The sequence below is a fragment of the Caulobacter sp. S45 genome, assembly GCF_009765965.1.
Classification (GTDB): Bacteria; Pseudomonadota; Alphaproteobacteria; order Caulobacterales; family Caulobacteraceae; genus CAHJWH01.
In genome coordinates this window covers 1,479,822-1,495,907 of the sequence record NZ_LMUL01000014.1, presented here as the reverse complement: position 1 = coordinate 1,495,907, position 16,086 = coordinate 1,479,822, and the positions used below count along the sequence as shown (strand labels likewise).

Sequence of the window (16,086 nt, the reverse complement as noted above, 5' to 3'; positions counted from 1 at the left end):
GATATGGCCGAACTCGGGCCAGTTACCCAGAACGTAGCGGCAAGGCGAAGGTTTCGAGAGCGAAATCAGGCGTCGCGTTCCACCAGGAAGACGGGAAGGGCGCGCAGCACCTCGGCTTCGGCTCCGTAGGGCGCCAGGGCGTCGGCCGCCCGGGCTGCGACCCGCAGCGCTTCGGCCCGTGCGCCCTCGATCCCCATGATCGAGACCAGGGTCGCCTTGCCGGCTTCCGCGTCCTTGCCCACCGCCTTGCCGGCCTTCTCCGCCGTGCTGGTGGCGTCGATCAGGTCGTCGGCGATCTGGAACGCCAGGCCCAGGTCGTGGGCGTAGGCGCGGAAACGTGCGCGATCCTGTTCGCCCGCCTCGCCCAGCACCGGGCCGGCCTCGCAGCTGAACTCGAACAGGGCGCCGGTCTTCATGCGCTGGAGCAGGGCGACCTCGTCGGGACCGAAGTCGTTCTCCGGCGCCACGATGTCCATCATCTGGCCGCCGACCATGCCCTCGCTGCCCGAGGCGCGGGCGAGCAGGGCGGCCAGGGTGCAGCGCACCTCGGTCGAAGAATGGGTCTCGGGATGCACCAGCACCTCGAAGGCCAGGGTCAGCAGGGCGTCGCCGGCCAGGACCGCGGTGGCTTCGTCGAACTTCTTGTGGGTGGTGGGCCAGCCCCGGCGCAGGTCGTCGTCGTCCATGCAGGGCAGGTCGTCGTGGACCAGCGAATAGGTATGCATCATCTCGATCGCCGCCGCCGCTCTGAGCGCACGGTCCCGCGGCGCCCCGAACAGCTTGGCGCCTTCCAGGACCAGGAACGGCCGCATCCGCTTGCCACCGACCTGGATGGCGTAGCGCATGGCCTCCTGCACCCGGGCGTGATGGCCGGTGGGGCGGGGCAGCAGCCGGTCGAGTTCGGCGTTCACGGCGTCCGCGGCGGCGGTCATTTCCGACTTCAATCGGCTGGCGCTGTCGAGGGCTTGGGTGGTCAAGTCGGTGTCGCTTTCGATCGGTTGGCGAAGACGGCCGGTCACGATCCGGCGCGGCCGCGTCGTATAACGCGGGCGGTCTCCATAGCGTGACCTTGGCGCACCAGCACGTCGAAATCAGCCACCGGCGCCGATACGGTTTACGCCGCGCGCCTTCCAACCAGCGGGGCGGCTCCCTAATCTTATAAGATCGCGATGCAGCCTGGCTTCGAGCCGGGATCGATTGGCCGGCCGCCTGTCGCGGCGGCGGACCTAGGGAGACAGGGTTGCGGGTTGTTCTGGCTCAGCCGAGGGGCTTCTGCGCCGGCGTTGTGCGGGCGATCGATATCGTCGAGCGCGCGCTCCAGAAGTATGGCCAGCCCGTCTATGTGCGCCACGAGATCGTCCACAACCGCCACGTGGTCGAGAGCCTGAAGGCGAAGGGCGCACGCTTCGTCGAGGAGCTGTCGGAAATCCCCGACGGCGCCGTCACGGTGTTCAGCGCGCACGGCGTCTCCCAGAGCGTGGAGATCGAGGCGAAGGCGCGGGCCCTGCCGGTGCTGGACGCTACGTGCCCCCTGGTCTCCAAGGTGCATTCACAGGGCAAGCGCTACGTTTCGCGCGGCCGCTCGCTGATCCTGATCGGCCATGCCGGCCACCCCGAGGTGGAGGGCACCATGGGCCAGGTGGACGCGCCGGTGGCGCTGGTCTCCACCGAGGCCGACGTCCAGGCCCTGGCCTTCCCCACCAATACGCCGCTGGCCTATGTGACGCAGACCACGCTGAGCGTCGACGACACCAAGAGCGTCATCGCCGCGCTGAAGCGCCGCTTTTCAGACATCACCGGGCCTGATACCTCCGACATCTGCTACGCTACCCAGCATCGGCAGTCGGCTGTACGCGACCTTTGCAAGGTGGTGGACGTCCTGCTGGTGGTGGGCGCCAAGAACAGCTCCAATTCCAACCGATTGTGCGAGATCGGGCTGGAGGAGGGACTGCCGAGCTACCTGATCGCCGACGGTGGCGAGTTGGACCCCGAGTGGGTCCGCGGCCACGAAACGATCGGATTGACCGCCGGAGCCTCGGCTCCGGAGGAACTTATCCTGGACGTCATCGCCACCTTGCGCCGTATCGGCGATGTCGAGGTGACGCAAATGAACGGGATCAAGGAAGAGATCGAGTTCAGACTACCGGCCGAGCTTCGCACCCCGGCCGAAACCGCCGCCGAAGAGGCTGCGGCCTGATTGGGTTCATAGCGCCGCTCCCCCGGCGCGGACATACTTGAGGAGTGCGGCATGGGTCTTCCCCTGCAGCAAGTGGCCCGTATCGGGGCCTATGTGATGAAGAAGCACTGGTCGGGCGAGAAACGCTACCCGCTCGTGCTGATGCTGGAGCCGCTGCTCCGCTGCAACCTGGCTTGCGCCGGCTGCGGCAAGATCGACTATCCCGACGAAATTCTGAACCAGCGCCTGTCCTACGAGCAGTGCATGGCGGCGATCGACGAGTGCGGCGCCCCCGCCGTCTCCATCGCCGGCGGCGAGCCCCTGCTCCACCGCGACATGCCCAAGATCGTCAAGGGCTACATCGAGCGGAAGAAGTTCGTCATCCTCTGCACCAACGCGCTGCTGATGACGAAGAAGATCGACCAGTACGAGCCCGACCCCTTCTTCACCTGGTCCATCCACCTGGACGGCGACCAGGCCATGCACGACAAGTCGGTCTGCCAGGACGGCGTCTACCAGAAGGCGGTCGAGGCCATTCAGCTGGCCAAGTCCAAGGGCTTCCGTGTCCAGATCAACTGCACCGTGTTCGACGGCGCCGACCCTGAGCGTTTGGCTAGTTTCTTCGACGAGATGGAAGAAGCCGGCCTGGACGGCATCACCATCTCCCCCGGCTACGCCTATGAGCGTGCGCCGGACCAGGAGCACTTCCTCAACCGCGCCAAGACCAAGCAGTTCTTCCGCGACGTGCTCAAGCGCGGCAAGGGCGGCAAGGCGTGGAGCTTCACCAACTCGCCGCTGTTCATGGACTTCCTGGCCGGCAACCAGACCTACGAATGCTCGCCGTGGTCGATGCCGCTGCGCACCGTGTTCGGCTGGCAGAAGCCCTGCTACCTGATCGGCGAAGGCTATGTGAAGTCCTTCAAGGAGCTGATGGAAGACACCGAGTGGGAGGACTACGGCGTCGGCAAGTACGAGAAGTGCGCCGACTGCATGGTCCACTGCGGCTTCGAGGGCACCGCCACCACCGATGCGGTGAAGAACCCGCTGAAGATGCTGGGTCTGGCGATGAAGGGGATCAAGACCGAGGGCGCCATGGCGCCGGAGATCGACCTCTCCAACCAGCGCCGGGCGAACTACGTGTTCTCAGAGCAGGTCGACAAGAAGGTGACGGAGATCCGCATCGCCAATCCCAGGGCCTCCAACAAGGTGGTAGCTGCGGAGTAGGTCGAGCTTCCGGAAGGCGACCTCCGCCTCGCGCCCGGTGCGGATCAGCGCCGGGAGCTGGCGGGGATCGAGCGCCAGCGATTTGAGGACGGCGAGGATGTCCATCCCGCCGTCCTTTTTCATGCCCGCCTGCGCGGCCTTCGGCAGAGCGCGGTCGGCCCCGTCGGAAATGACCCGCAGGACTGCGAGCGGCAGGCCGTGGGCCGAGGCGAAGCGGGCGGCGACGTGGGACTCCATGTCCACCGCTATTGCGCGGGTCGCCGTGCGGAGGTCCGCCTTAGCCGTGGCGTCCACCACCATCGTGTCGCTGGCGGCGATGGAGCCAAGGTGAGCCGAGGATAGGGCTGTGACCAGTGCGCGCGCCCACCGCGCATCCGTGATCCAGCGCGTCGAAGCCTCGACGACCGCATCCCCGACGACCCAGTCCCCGACCGCCAGTTCCGGCGAAAGCGCGCCGCCGAGGCCGACGCTGACCACGCCGCGTGGGTGGTGGGTCAGGAAGGCGGTTTCAAGTTTGCGCGCCAGGCCGGCGGAGTCGCCGCCGCCGGGGACGACGATCAGGCCATGACTGGCGAGCAGGTCGGCTTCGCGCTTGAGGCCGGTGACGGCGAGGATGGGTGCGGTCACGCGATGGCCTCTCGGAATGATGACGACCCCGGATTCAATGTATGCAAGTTCGGCCCCCCTGGTAATTTGCCATCGTCACGCGATCTTCCCGCCACCATGCGCCACAAAGGAGTTCGGCCTTGAACCGACTGACTGTCCTACTCGCCCTTGTCATATCGACGCCCGGCGCAGCGGCGCTGGCGCAGGATTCGACCCACCTGTCGCCCCAGTTCCTGGCATGCCATCAACGGGCAGGTGACAATCCGGTCCAGAAATCCGTGTGCGCCCAGCGCGAGGCGGGCGCTCAGGACGACCGGCTGAACAAGGCCTATCGCCAGGTCATGGGCCAACTCGCGCAGAACCCGGCCGCTAAGACCAAGCTGCGCGATGAGGAGCGCAGCTGGATCAAGGACCGGGACTACACCTGCAAGGTCAACGGCAACACTATCGATGAGAGCTGTGTGGTGATGAAGACCGCCGTCAGGGCCGACGAACTCGAAAGCCGCGTGAGGTTCTAGCGGCGTCGTGGGATAGCTGCGGTCCGCAAAGGGCGGCGTCGGGCGTTCGCCCATCGCGCGGATCGCAGCCCGCCTCACATCCCGAACGCCACCTCGCGCGAGTTGCTCTGCATCAGGTTGCGGTAGCGGGCCATGGCCCACAGGGGGAAGAACTTCCGGTAGCCGTGGTAGCGCAGGTAGAAGACCCGCGGGAAACCGCCGCCGGTGTAGAATTCCTCCGGCCACAGGCCGTCCTCGTCCTGGGTGGCCTGGAGGTGCTTGATCCCGCGCGCCACCGCCGGGTGGTCCGCCTCGCCGGCCGACATCATGGCCAGCACCGCCCAGGCGGTCTGGGACGAGGTCGAGGGCGCGGGTACATAGCCCGTATAGTCCAGCTTGTAGCTGTCGCACGACTCGCCCCAGCCGCCGTCCGCGTTCTGGACCTTGACCAGCCAATCCACCGCCCGCGTCATCAGCGGGTCGGTCGGGCCGAGGCCGGCCTTGTTCAGCGCCACTAGGGCCGACCAGGTGCCGTAGATATAGTTCACGCCCCAGCGGCCCCAGAAGCTGCCGTCCGGCTCCTGTTCCTTGCGCAGGTAGTCGATGGCCGCGGTCATGCGCGGGCTGTCCAGCGGCTCGCCGAGCTGGGCCAGCATGCCGACGCAGCGCGCCGCCACGTCCACCGTCGGCGGGTCGAGCAGGGCGCCATGGTCGGCGAAGGGGATGTTGTTCAGGTAGAAGTGGGTGTTGTCCGCGTCGAAGGCGGCGAACCCGCCGTCCTTGCTCTGCAGGCCGACGATCCATTCCTCGCCGCGCGCGATGGCCTCGTCGTTTCCCTCGATCCCGAGGCTGGCGCGGGCGCGGTCCATGGCCAGCACCACCACGGCGGTGTCGTCCAGGTCGGGATAGTGGGCGTTGTTGTACTGGAAGGCCCAGCCGCCGGGGCGCACGTCCGGCTTGCGGTCGGCCCAGTCGCCCTTGACGTCCAGCACCTGGCGGTCGCGCAGCCAGTCGAGGGTGCCCTTCACCCGCGCAGCAGCCACCGGGCCGCCGGCCTCCATCAGGGCGTGTGCCGCCAGCGCCGTATCCCACACCGGGCTGGCGCAGGGCTGGCAATAGGCCTCCTCGTCCTTGATCACGAGCAGGTTCTCGATCGACTTGCGGGCGATGGCGCGGTGGGGATGGTCCTCGCCATAGCCTAGAGCCGCGAACATCATCACGCTGTTGGCCATGGCCGGATAGATGGCGCCCAGGCCGTCCTCGCCGTTCAGCCGCTCCACTACCCAGGCGACGCAGGCGTCGATGGACTTCTTGCGCAGCTTCTTGGGCCACAGGCTCTCGGTCGCCTTCAGCGCGCCATCGAGCATGTTGAAGCCGATGGTCCAGACCAGCTTGGGGTCGGCGGCGTTGGAGACGCGCGGGGCCTTGGCGACCGGCTTGAACAGCTCGCGCACGGTCACGTCGCGCGGGTTGCGGGCCTGGGGCCGCAGGTTCATCAGCACCAGCAGCGGCACGATCACCGTGCGCGACCAGTAGCTCATCTTGGACAGGTGGACCGGGAACCAGGTGGGCGCCAGGATCAGCTCGGCCGGCATGTTGGGGATTTCCGCCCAGGCGATCTCGCCATAGAGCGCCAGCTGGATGCGGGTGAAGACGTTGGCCGCCGCGGCTCCGCCCCGCGCCAGGATGGCTTCGCGGGCGCGCACCATGTGTGGGGCCTCGACGCTGTCGCCGATCATCTTCAGCGCGAAGTAGGCCTTCACAGTAGCGGAGATGTCGAAGGGGCCGTCGTGATACAGCGGCCAGCCGCCGTGCGCGGCCTGGATGCGGCGCAGGTAGACGCCGATCTTGCGCTCCAGTTCCAGGTCGTCCGGCTCGGCCAGGTACTGGCGCAGCAGGATGTATTCGGCCGGAATGGTGGCGTCGGCCTCCAGCTCGAACACGAAGTGGCCGTCCGGGCGCTGCGCACGCATGAGCGCGTCGGCGGCCTTGTCCACGGAAGCGTCAAGATTTTGGATCGAAACATCGCCGATCAGGCGGGTCTCGTCCAAGAAAGAGTCATACATTCTCAAGCTGTTCCCCAGGGGATCAACTACACGACCAAACGCGCGAGCGCCAAGTCGGCGGCGTGTCCTCCGGAACGCACTGCGCCCTCAATCGTCGCAGGCAGTCCGGTCGCGGTCCAATCGCCGGCCAGGATCAGGTTGCTCCAGCGGGTCTTCGCGGGCGGCCGCAGGGCGTCCTGCTCGGGCGTCGCGGCGAAGGTGGCGCGCTTCTCCTTGACCACCTGCCAGGGCGGAAGATCTTGGGACAGCCCGTGCACGGCGGCGACATCCTTCCACAACAGCCGCGCCAGCGCCTCGCGATCCATGTCCACGAGGCGATCAGCACCGCTCACTGTTACGGATATGCGCTCGGGGAAGGCGAAAATCCACTCCACGGTCCCGCCGATCACGCCGATCATGGGCTCGGCGTTGCTCGGCGGTGTCACCCTAAAGTGTGCGTTGACAATGGCGCGGTGCTCGGTCGGGACCGTCAGCCTAGGGACGAGTTCGCCCGCCACCCAAGGGGGAACGGCCAGCACGACCGTTTCACCGGCTCCGACCGTCACCTCGCCGTCCGCGAAGGTCAGGCCCGTGATCCGGTCTTCCGCCATCTCGAGCTTCCGCAGGCGGCGGCCCAGGCGCACCGTCGCGCCTGCGGATTCCAGCGTGGTGATGGCCGGATCGACGAAGGCTGCAGCCAGGGTGGGCTCGGCGATCCGGGGTCGATAGGCCGCGCCGCCCTTGGCCAGGGTCTCGCGCACCACCGCGCCGGCGAGGTCGGCCGATCCGCTTTTCGCCTCGGTGTTCAGCGCCGCCAGCAGGAAGGGCTCCATCAGCCGCTCCCACAGCACGCCTTCGCAGCGCATGGCCTGATCCACCCGCTTGCCGGGCTGAGGTCGGGTGAGGGGAACAAGGCCCAGATAGTCGCCGACCCGGGTGTCGGGCACGCGGCGCGAGGGCGAGAACACCCACCAGGGGATCGGGCCCTCGTTCGGGCGCAGGGTCCAGCGCTTGCCGGTGCGCACGTCGGCCCAGACGAACTCCGCGCGCTCGGGCCCGGCGAGGCGGTCGCGGGCGCCGATGGCGTCGAGATAGGCCATGATCGCGGTGTTGCCGGACAGGACCAGGTGGTTGCCGTTGTCGATGACCTGGCCGAGCTGCGGATCGAAGTATGAACGGCAACGCCCGCCGGCCTGGGCGGCGGCTTCGGACAGCTCCACCGTCACGCCCCGCTGGGCCAGTTTCACCGCGGCGGCGAGACCGGCGACGCCGGCGCCGATGACGTGGACCTTCATCCGAGCAGGCCGTGGCGCAGCACCAGCCACAGCAGTTCGCCCTTGCCGACCTTGACCCGCGTGCGCGGCGGCGTCCAGCCGAGCGCGGCGGTGCGGTCCAGCGTCTTGCCATAGACCGCCGACATCAGCCGAGGCGCCAGTAGCTTGCCGCGCGGCTTGGCCTTCAGCACCCGGTCGGCCGAGGCGTAGGCCTCGCGCGCCAGGGCTAGCAGCTCGCGGGCGGCCTGATCGATGTGGGGATGGTTCACCACCGTGTGCGGGTCGTCGCCCGCGATCCCGGCCCGGTCCAACGCCTCGCGTGGCACGTAGAGCCGCCCGATCGAGGCGTCCTCGTCGAAGTCGCGCAGGATGTTGGTGAACTGCAGCGCCCGGCCCAGGTGGTGGGCCAACGCCAGCCCCGGCTGTTCGTCCATGCCGAACACCTTCACCGACAGCCGCCCGACCGCGCAGGCCACCCGGTCGACATAGAGGTCCAGCGTGGCGAAATCCGGCGCGCGGATGTCGGCGTCCACGTCCATCTGCATGCCGTCGACCACGGCGACGAAGTCTTGCTTGCGCGCGCCGAACCGCTGCACCGCCTCGACCAGGAGGGCGGCGCGACCGGGATCGCCCCCCGCGTACAGGCTGTCCAGGTCGGCGCGCCAGGCGTCCAATTCGGCCCGGCGCGAGGCGCGGTCGCCCTGCATATCGTCGGCGATATCGTCGACGATGCGGCAGAAGCCGTAGATGGCGTACATCGCCTCCCGCTCCGCCTTGGGCAGCACGCGCATGCCGGCGTAGAACGAGCTGCCGGACGCGCCGGTCTGCTCGGCGGTGGCGGTCGTTGCTGGGGACGGTGTTGCGGTCATGCGCGCCGACGACGGAAGGGCAGCATGGCCATGGCGCTCAGCGCAAGGGCGGCGGCCTCGGCCTTGGTGTGGTGGACGCGCTCGCTGAGCGGATCGCGGACGATCAGGCGGCGGGTCAGGTCCTCGCCCAGGCGCTGGATCACCGCCACCTCCATCCTCAGCCGGGTGGCCTTGATCATGCCGGCGAAGGGCCTGGACTGGCTCAGCAGCACGTCGGTGCGCCGGGCCAGGTCGGCGATCACGCCCTTCAGCGCCGGCGACGCCTTGGGCGCGTCCAGCGCCTCCACCGTCAGCCCGGCCGCGCGCAGCTGGTCGTCGGGCAGATAGACCCGGTTCAGCGTGCGGTAGTCCTTCCCGCAGTCCTGTAGGTGGTTGATCACCTGCAGCGCCGCGCACAGGGCGTCGTTGGCGGGCCAGCTCGCCCGGCTCTCGCCATGCACGTCGAGCACGAAGCGGCCGACGGGCGCCGCTGAATAGCGGCAGTAGTCCATCAGGTCCGCCCAGTCGTCGTAGCGGAGCTTGGTCACGTCGCGGCGGAAGGCCTCCAGCAGGTCCAGGCCATGCTGCGGTGTAAGGCCATGTTCGTCCTGCACCCTGCGCAATTCCAGAGCTTCGGGATTGGCGTCGCTCTCGCCGGCCAGTGTCGCGCGCATGATCTCCAGGTGGGCGAGCTTCCCTTCCGGCGAGGCGGTCTCGCTGTCGGCCACGTCGTCGGCGACGCGGGCGAAGCGGTAGAAGGCGAACACCGTGGCCCTGTGCTTTGGCGCGATCAGGAAGGAGGCGACGGGGAAGTTCTCGTCGTTCTGGCCCTTGCCGGAGGCCAGCTCGGCGGCGCTCCCGTGTTCCAGTACAGCGCTCATGAGCCCGTCCCCACCATGGCTTGCGACCGGCCCTTCCACATGCCGCCCTTGCCCTGCCAGACCTGCACCGCCGACTGGAGGGTGAACAGGGTGTAGAGCGCCCCGATCACCGGCAGGGCCACGCCCCACAGCGGCGAGACGCGGTAGAGCCTCGTCATGGGGGTAAAGCTTATCGCCATCAGCAGCCAGGTCAGTGCGCCGGCGAGCTGGGCCCAGCCATGGCTGAACAGGGCGACCAGCGGCGGGGCCAGATAGGTCAGGATCATGCCCAGCACCGTACCGATCAACAGCCAGGGCGAATAGCCAAGCTGGGCGTAGGCGGAGCGCGAGATCATCCGCCCGATCTCGCCCAGGTTCTCGTAGGGGCGCAGGCTCGCCGCCCGCGTGCCGAGGCCGAGCCAGATCGGCCCCTGCCGCTTGAGCCGGGCGGCGAGCGCGCAGTCGTCGATGATGGCGTCCCGGATCGAGGCGATGCCGCCGGCCGCCTCCAGCGCCTCGCGCCGCACCAGCATGCAGCCGCCGGCGCCGGCGGAAACCTTGCTTCGGGTGTTATTGACCCAGCCGAACGGGAACAGCATGTCGAAGAAGTAGACGAACGCCGGGATCATCAGCCGCTCGGCGAAGGTCGCGCAGTGCAGCCGCACCATGATCGAGGCCAAGGCCAGCTTGCCTGCCTCGGCCCGTCCCACCAACTGGCGCAGGTTGGAAGGATCGTGGCCGATGTCGGCGTCGGTGAGCAGCAAATAGTCGGGTCCGTCCGCCGAGGCGTGGGCCGCCCCTTGGCTCACCGCCCACATCTTGCCGACCCAGCCGGCCGGCAGGGGCGAACCGGAGACGACTTCCAGCCTTTCCGAGCCCGGCAGGGCGCGGGCGACATCGGCGGTGCCGTCGTCGCTCTGGTCGTCCACCAGCACCACCCGGAATGGACCCGGATAGTCCTGGGCCAGCAGGTCGCCGATGGAGCGGGCGATCACATCGGCCTCGTTGCGGGCGGGGACCACGGCGACCACCGACGGCCAATGGACCGGCGAACCCGGCTGGTCTCGGTCGTCGCGTTCGCGCGCCAGCCAGAACAGGCCGCGCCCGAGCATCAGATAAAGCCAGATGGCGAGGCCGAGCCCGCCCAGGACGAGCGCGATCACTTGATGTAGCCCGCGGACCTGAACCAGGCGATGGCGTCCGACAGGGCTTGGCGATAGGGCCGCGCGCTATAGCCCAGCTCCCGCTCCGCTTTGGCCGAGCTGAAGAACATCTGGTAGCGCGACATGCGCAGCGCATCGGCGGTCAGGAACGGCTCCTTGCCGGTCAGCTTGGCTATACCCTCCGCCGCATAGGCCAGGGGGAACAGCGGCCCAAGCGGCAGGGCGACGGTGGGGGGCTTGCGGCCGGACAGGTCGGCGATCACCGCCAGCATCTCGCGCAGGGTGGCGTCCTGGCCGCCCAGGACATAGCGCTCGCCGATCCGGCCTTTGTCGAAGGCTAGCAGGTGGCCCTCCGCCACGTCGTCTACGTGGGCGAGGTTCAGCCCGGTCTCGACGAAGGCGGGCATCTTGCCGGTGGCGGCCTCGACGATGATCCGGCCGGTCGGAGTCGGCTTGATGTCGCGCGGGCCGATCGGGGTGGAGGGGTTGACGATCACCGCCGGTAGGCCGCGCTCACCCACCAGTCGCTCGACCTCGCGCTCGGCCACCACCTTGCTGCGCTTGTAGGCGCCGATGGCGGCCTCGGGCGTCAGTGGGCGGGTCTCGTCGGATGGGCCGTCCTTGAGGCTCAGGGTGGCGACGCTGGAGGTGTAGACGATCCGCTCCACCCCGGCGTCGAGCGCCGCTTCCATGATCCCGCGCGTGCCGGTCAGGTTGTTGCGCACGATCTCCTCGGGGTCGCGCGCCCACAGGCGGTAGTCGGCGGCGACGTGGAACAGGTAGCGCGCGCCTCGCACCGCCTTGATCAGCGAAGCCGGGTCGCGCAGGTCGCCTTCCACCTGCTCGCAGTCGAAATCGGCGAAGTTGCCGCGCGGACTGGAGGCCCGCACCAGGGCGCGCACGGAAAAGCCGCGCGCCGCCAGCTTGCGGGCCACCGCCGAACCGACGAAGCCTGAGGCTCCTGTCACCAGCACTCTGTCACCGGCCGAGCCGAACGCCATGGATCACGCCTAAACGCGGGCCGAACCCGCAAACCGCGCCTCTCTAGCGCATTCGCGGGAGCGGCGCGCTAGAGGCGTTTTGCATCGACGTCCGCCAAGGCCCTAGGCGTGGGGACCGGCTGGGGCCGCCACAGGCTGACCGGCCGGTCCCTGAGGCGTCGAAGGTTGCGGCGTCGGGCCCTGGGTTCCTGGTCCCTGATCGCCCTGGCCTTGCGGGGCGGGCGTTTCGCCGACCGAGGACTGGCCGTCGGCGGGCGCCGCTGCGCCGGGCTGCGGGCCGGTGTCGGGGCCGAAGTCCGGCAGGTCCTGCACGTTCACCTTGCCGCCGGTGATCTCGGCCTGGCGGTTCTGCAGGTAGAGCGAACGCAGGGTGGCGTACTGGTCGGTGGCCATGGCGTCGATCTGCTTGAGCTGCGGATCGATGTTGGCGCGGGTGTCCAGGCCGTTGACCACCGTCTTGGCGGCGCTGACCTCCCACCGGCCGGTGTAGCGGATCCAAGTCAGCGGATCGCTCAGGGTGTCCACGCCGCTGCCGATCAGGTCGCGCACGTCGGAGGGGCCCAGCACCGGGATGAAGATGAACGCGCCGGGCGGCACCCCGTAGCGGCCGAGGGTGTTGCCGAACCCGTTGGGATGAAAGGGGATGCCCGCCGTCGTCGCTGCATCCGCAAGGCCCGCGACCCCTACCGTGGAATTGATCGCGAAGCGGCCCAGCGTCTCGACCGCCGCCTTAGGATGAAGTTGGACCACGTCGTTGAAGAAGATCACCGGCGAGTTCACGTTGCGGATGGCGTTGTGCAGCCCCTTGCGGGCCGGGCTCGGCACCGCGTGGGCGTAGAATACCGAGGCGGGCCGGATCGCCACCCGGTCCAGATAGCGGAACACGGCGTAGGACTTGCGGTTGAGGTGCTCGTACGGGTCTTGGTTCGGATCCGTGGATGCGGCGCCAGCCGGGACGGACGCCTGATCCTGGGCGTTGGCGGGGGCCGCCTGCGCGATGGCCGCGCCTCCGGCGAGAAGCGAAATGGCGGTGGCCAGCAGCGATGCTCGAAGCACGCGGTATCTCCTGATGCGCGCGCCAACGGCTGCGCTTGGCTTCACAAATGATTTCGCAGGCGAAACGTTCAAGGCCACCTGTGCGGTAACTGCAGTTTGGCGGCGGTTTTTACAGGGTTGTGTCCGCCTGGGCCTCAGTTCCCGATCCAGCGCTTGAGCCAGCCTTCCACCGTGGCGTGCCATTGCAGCGAGTTCTGCGGCTTCAGCACCCAGTGGTTCTCGTCGGGGAAGGTCAGCAGTTCGCTGGGCACCTCGCGGCTCTGCAGGGCGGTGAAGGCGCCGAGCCCCTGTTCCAGCGGGATGCGGTAGTCCTTGGCGCTATGGATCACCAGCATCGGCTTGGACCAGTCGGCCACGTGGTCCACCGGATTGAAGCGCTCGAAGTTCTCCGGCTTCTCCCACGGCATGGCGTGGCCGTTCTCCCACTCGCTGAACCACTGCTCCTCGGTGGAATAGCCCATCATCCGGTTGTCGAAGACGCCGTCGTGGACGACCAGGCACTTCCAGGGCGTGTTCCAGACCCCGGCGATCCAGTCGATCATGAAGCCGCCGTAGCTGGCGCCCAGAGCACACGCTCGGTCGCCGTCGAGGAAGGAATACTTGGCCAGGGCCGCCGCCCAGCCCTTTTGCAGGTCCTCCAGCGGCCGGTCGCCCCAGTGGCCGGAGATGGCGTCGGTGAAGGCCTGGCCGTAGCCGGTCGAGCCGTGGAAATCGATCATCACCGCCGCATAGCCCGCGCCAGCGTAGGTCTGCGGGTTCCAGCGATAGCTCCAGCTGTCGCCGAAGCTGCCCTGCGGACCGCCGTGGATCAGGAAGGCGACCGGATAGCGCTTGCCGGGCTGGTAGCCGTAGGGCTTGACCACATAGCCGTGCACCGTCTCGCCGTTCCAGCCGGTGAAGCTGAACTGTTCGAAGCCGCCGAACTGCACGTCGGCCAGACGCTCGGCGTTGGCGTAGGTGATCCGCACCGGCGTGCTGCCATAGCGCACGGAATAGAGCTCGGCCGGGCCGCCGAGGCCGTCGCCGGCGAACACCGCGCCGTTGGGCGAGACATCGTAGTCGCCGACATGGCCGCGATCGGTCAGGGGCGTCACGCCGCCCGTGGCCACGTCGATATTGAACAGGCGGGTGACGCCGACGTCGTCGGCATTGGCCAGCAGGCTGTGTCCGTCACGCGACCAGGCGATGTGCTCGGCCGAGCGATCCCAGTTCGGCGCGACCTCGTGCTTCGCGCCGGTGGCGAGGTCCATCACCCAGACGCCGAAGCGGTCGGACTCGAAACCCGGCTTGGTCTGGGCGCGATAGGCCAGGAAGCGGCCGTCCGGCGATACGGTCGGCTCGGCGTCCCAGGCGGGATTGTCCTTGGTCAGGTCCACCGCCGGCCCGGCGCCATCGACCGGCGCGCGCCAGATGTCGAAATTGGTGCTCCAGGGCTCGGTCCGCCCAGCCATCCGCACCGAGAAGAACACGCTTTTCCCATCCGGCGACAGCGCGAAGTCCTCGGCCCCGCCGAACGGCTTGGAGGGGACGTCGCCGTCCAGGTGGGGCGTCAGCGGCGTGGCTTCCCTGGCCGCGACGCCGTTCGCGCCCAGCTTCAACGTGAACAGGTGGTTGCGCGTGCCGTCCGCCCAGGTGTCCCAGTGGCGCACGAACAGCTTGTCGTAGACCTGGCCCGAGGCCTTGTCCGCCTTGCGTTCAGTCGTGCGCGCGACAGTGCAGGCCGGCGTGCCGCAATCCGGGAACACGGCCATCGACACCACCAGGGTGCGGCCGTCGGCGCTGACGCGATAGGCGCCCACGTCCAGCGGTAACCGGGTTACCTGGGTCGCCTGGACGCCCGAGGCGTCGGTGCGCCAGACCTGGTCGGAGCCCGAGCGGCCGGACAGGAAGTAGATCGTGCGCCCGTCGCCCGACCAGCTCGCGCCGCTGGCCCCGCCGTCGGACGCCGCCAGCCGGCGCGTCTTGCCGCCCTGCGCGATCCAGAGGGCGTTGATCCCCTTGTTCGCCTTGAGATCGGTGGAGCGCACGCTGTAGACGACCGCGCCCCCGTCCGGCGAGACGTGCGGGTCCGACACCCGCTCGAGCGTCACCAGGTCCTTGGCGGTGAAGGGCCGGGCGTCGGCGCCGCCGGCCACGCCCAGGGTTGCGAACAGGAGCGGGATGGCGAGGCTTCTGAAGGTCATGCACCTGTATAGCCCCGCTTTCCGAGGTGCGGGAAGTGGGCTTGGGTTGCTGACCTGGCAGGCTGGGACCGGCCTATTACACCGCTCATCTCCGCGAAGGCGGGGACCCAGATTCATTCCGTGCGGCCGGCGGGCTTGATCTGGATTCCCGCCTTCGTGGGAACGAGCGGATTAAAACAAAGGTCAAATCACCCCAGCCCCGCGCGCCGGAACGCGACCTCCGACATCGCCGACCAGTCCTTCTCGCCCGCCCCGTTGGCGATGGCGTCGACGAAGTTGTCGCGTAGCACGCTGGCGAAGGGCAGGGGGACCTCGGCCGCCTCGCCGGCCGCCAGCGCCAGGCGGATGTCCTTCAGGCCGAGCTTCAGCTTGAACTTGGCCGGCTCGAACTCCTTGGCCAGGATCAGCGGACCGTAGACCTTGAAGGCCGGGGCCGCGAACAGGGTGCCGGTGATCAATTCGTAGAAGCTGTTCGGGTCCAGCCCCTGCTTCTCGGCGAAGGCGAAGGTCTCGGCCAGGGTCTCGATGGTCACCGCGATCATGAAGTTGGCCGCCAGCTTGGCGACGTTGGCCAGGTGGGGCTTGTCGCCGAGCGGCCAGGTCTTGCGGCCGATGGCGTCCAGCAGCGGCTGGACCTTGGCCAGGGCGTCGGCGGAGCCCGCGGCCAGTACGTTCAGCTCGCCTTTCTCCGCCACGTCGGGCCGGCCGAGCACGGGTGCGCTGACGAAGGCCACGTCCTTGTCGGCGTGGACGGTCTCTAGCTCGCGGGCCAGGGCGACGGAGATGGTGGCGCTCAACACGTGGACGAGGCCGGGGGCGGCGCGGTCCAGCGCCCCGCCGCCCAGGATGACCTCGCGCACCGCCTCGTCGTTGGCGAGCATGGTGATCGCGGCGTCGCCGGCGAAGGCGTCGGCGGGCGTGGCGGCCACCTTTGCGCCCTTGCCGGCCAGGTCATCAGCCGGGCCTTTGGAGCGGTTCCACACCGTCACCTCATGTCCCGCCCGCAACAAGCTCTCCGCCAGGCCTGCGCCCATGGCGCCCAGACCGATCACGCCGACCTTCATGTTCGTCTCCAAGGATCGCGGCCCGAGTTGCGCGCGCAACGCCCCATCTAGTGTGTCCAACTTCCCGACGCCCGCCTTCGATCCCGGCG

The 16,086-nt window shown here is 68.6% G+C and carries 14 protein-coding genes; 3 read left to right on the top strand and 11 right to left on the bottom strand.

Features of this window, described 5'->3' with window-relative positions; translation table 11 throughout:
* Positions 1-65 precede the first annotated feature (65 nt).
* Positions 66-977 (bottom strand): polyprenyl synthetase family protein, encoded by a 912-nt coding sequence (locus GSQ87_RS13960; RefSeq protein ID WP_254062959.1) that lies wholly within the window; start codon positions 975-977, stop codon positions 66-68.
* A gap of 215 nt (positions 978-1,192) precedes the next feature.
* Here GSQ87_RS13960 and ispH point away from each other — a divergent pair, with 215 nt between their 5' ends.
* The gene (gene ispH, locus GSQ87_RS13955; RefSeq protein ID WP_371416701.1) at positions 1,193-2,197 is read left to right on the top strand and encodes a 4-hydroxy-3-methylbut-2-enyl diphosphate reductase; all 1,005 of its coding nucleotides are present in this window, start codon (positions 1,193-1,195) and stop codon (positions 2,195-2,197) included.
* Positions 2,198-2,248: 51 nt separating this feature from the next.
* Positions 2,249-3,400, top strand: a complete 1,152-nt coding sequence (hpnH, locus tag GSQ87_RS13950) for an adenosyl-hopene transferase HpnH (protein ID WP_158915998.1) — start codon at positions 2,249-2,251, stop codon at positions 3,398-3,400.
* Here hpnH and GSQ87_RS13945 read toward each other — a convergent pair.
* Positions 3,320-4,027 carry a hopanoid-associated phosphorylase gene (locus tag GSQ87_RS13945; protein ID WP_158915997.1) on the bottom strand — a complete coding sequence of 236 codons (708 nt, stop codon included), beginning with the start codon at positions 4,025-4,027 and terminating at the stop codon, positions 3,320-3,322. The two genes, hpnH and GSQ87_RS13945, sit on opposite strands and share 81 nt — an antisense overlap.
* 119 nt (positions 4,028-4,146) lie before the next feature.
* Between GSQ87_RS13945 and GSQ87_RS13940 the strand changes: the two genes are divergently transcribed.
* Positions 4,147-4,524, top strand: coding sequence for a lysozyme inhibitor LprI family protein (locus GSQ87_RS13940; RefSeq protein ID WP_158915996.1), 378 nt, complete (start codon positions 4,147-4,149; stop codon positions 4,522-4,524).
* A 74-nt stretch (positions 4,525-4,598) separates the two neighbouring features.
* Here the strand turns inward: GSQ87_RS13940 and shc are convergent, their stop codons facing one another.
* The 9 genes from shc to GSQ87_RS13895 form a co-directional block, all read right to left on the bottom strand.
* Positions 4,599-6,569: a squalene--hopene cyclase gene (shc, locus tag GSQ87_RS13935; RefSeq protein WP_158915995.1), complete on the bottom strand. Its 1,971-nt coding sequence runs from the start codon at positions 6,567-6,569 to the stop codon at positions 4,599-4,601.
* A 26-nt stretch (positions 6,570-6,595) separates the two neighbouring features.
* Positions 6,596-7,843 (bottom strand): hydroxysqualene dehydroxylase HpnE, encoded by a 1,248-nt coding sequence (gene hpnE, locus GSQ87_RS13930; RefSeq protein WP_158915994.1) that lies wholly within the window; start codon positions 7,841-7,843, stop codon positions 6,596-6,598.
* Positions 7,840-8,691 (bottom strand): presqualene diphosphate synthase HpnD, encoded by an 852-nt coding sequence (hpnD, locus tag GSQ87_RS13925; RefSeq protein ID WP_158915993.1) that lies wholly within the window; start codon positions 8,689-8,691, stop codon positions 7,840-7,842. Before hpnD ends, hpnE begins: the two co-directional genes overlap by 4 nt.
* Positions 8,688-9,551 (bottom strand): squalene synthase HpnC, encoded by an 864-nt coding sequence (gene hpnC / locus GSQ87_RS13920; protein WP_158915992.1) that lies wholly within the window; start codon positions 9,549-9,551, stop codon positions 8,688-8,690. The genes hpnD and hpnC overlap by 4 nt, the downstream gene beginning before the upstream one ends.
* Positions 9,548-10,693 (bottom strand): glycosyltransferase, encoded by a 1,146-nt coding sequence (locus GSQ87_RS13915; RefSeq protein WP_158915991.1) that lies wholly within the window; start codon positions 10,691-10,693, stop codon positions 9,548-9,550. The genes hpnC and GSQ87_RS13915 overlap by 4 nt, the downstream gene beginning before the upstream one ends.
* Positions 10,690-11,694, bottom strand: coding sequence for a hopanoid-associated sugar epimerase (gene hpnA, locus GSQ87_RS13910; protein ID WP_158915990.1), 1,005 nt, complete (start codon positions 11,692-11,694; stop codon positions 10,690-10,692). The genes GSQ87_RS13915 and hpnA overlap by 4 nt, the downstream gene beginning before the upstream one ends.
* A gap of 102 nt (positions 11,695-11,796) precedes the next feature.
* Positions 11,797-12,750, bottom strand: a complete 954-nt coding sequence (locus GSQ87_RS13905; protein WP_158915989.1) for a VacJ family lipoprotein — start codon at positions 12,748-12,750, stop codon at positions 11,797-11,799.
* 134 nt (positions 12,751-12,884) lie between these two features.
* The gene (locus GSQ87_RS13900) at positions 12,885-14,933 is read right to left on the bottom strand and encodes a S9 family peptidase (RefSeq protein WP_158915988.1); all 2,049 of its coding nucleotides are present in this window, start codon (positions 14,931-14,933) and stop codon (positions 12,885-12,887) included.
* Positions 14,934-15,121: 188 nt separating this feature from the next.
* Positions 15,122-15,997 carry an NAD(P)-dependent oxidoreductase gene (locus tag GSQ87_RS13895; protein WP_158915987.1) on the bottom strand — a complete coding sequence of 292 codons (876 nt, stop codon included), beginning with the start codon at positions 15,995-15,997 and terminating at the stop codon, positions 15,122-15,124.
* Positions 15,998-16,086 lie beyond the last annotated feature (89 nt).

Bases quoted from the DNA above. Each gene is read 5' to 3' on its own strand.
- shc (WP_158915995.1), bottom strand. From the start codon at position 6,569: ATGTATGACTCTTTCTTGGACGAGACCCGCCTGATCGGCGATGTTTCG.
- hpnE (WP_158915994.1), bottom strand. From the start codon at position 7,843: ATGAAGGTCCACGTCATCGGCGCCGGCGTCGCCGGTCTCGCCGCCGCG.
- GSQ87_RS13895 (WP_158915987.1), bottom strand. From the start codon at position 15,997: ATGAAGGTCGGCGTGATCGGTCTGGGCGCCATGGGCGCAGGCCTGGCG.
- hpnA (WP_158915990.1), bottom strand. From the start codon at position 11,694: ATGGCGTTCGGCTCGGCCGGTGACAGAGTGCTGGTGACAGGAGCCTCA.
- GSQ87_RS13900 (WP_158915988.1), bottom strand. From the start codon at position 14,933: ATGACCTTCAGAAGCCTCGCCATCCCGCTCCTGTTCGCAACCCTGGGC.
- hpnD (WP_158915993.1), bottom strand. From the start codon at position 8,691: ATGACCGCAACACCGTCCCCAGCAACGACCGCCACCGCCGAGCAGACC.
- hpnH (WP_158915998.1), top strand. From the start codon at position 2,249: ATGGGTCTTCCCCTGCAGCAAGTGGCCCGTATCGGGGCCTATGTGATG.
- hpnC (WP_158915992.1), bottom strand. From the start codon at position 9,551: ATGAGCGCTGTACTGGAACACGGGAGCGCCGCCGAGCTGGCCTCCGGC.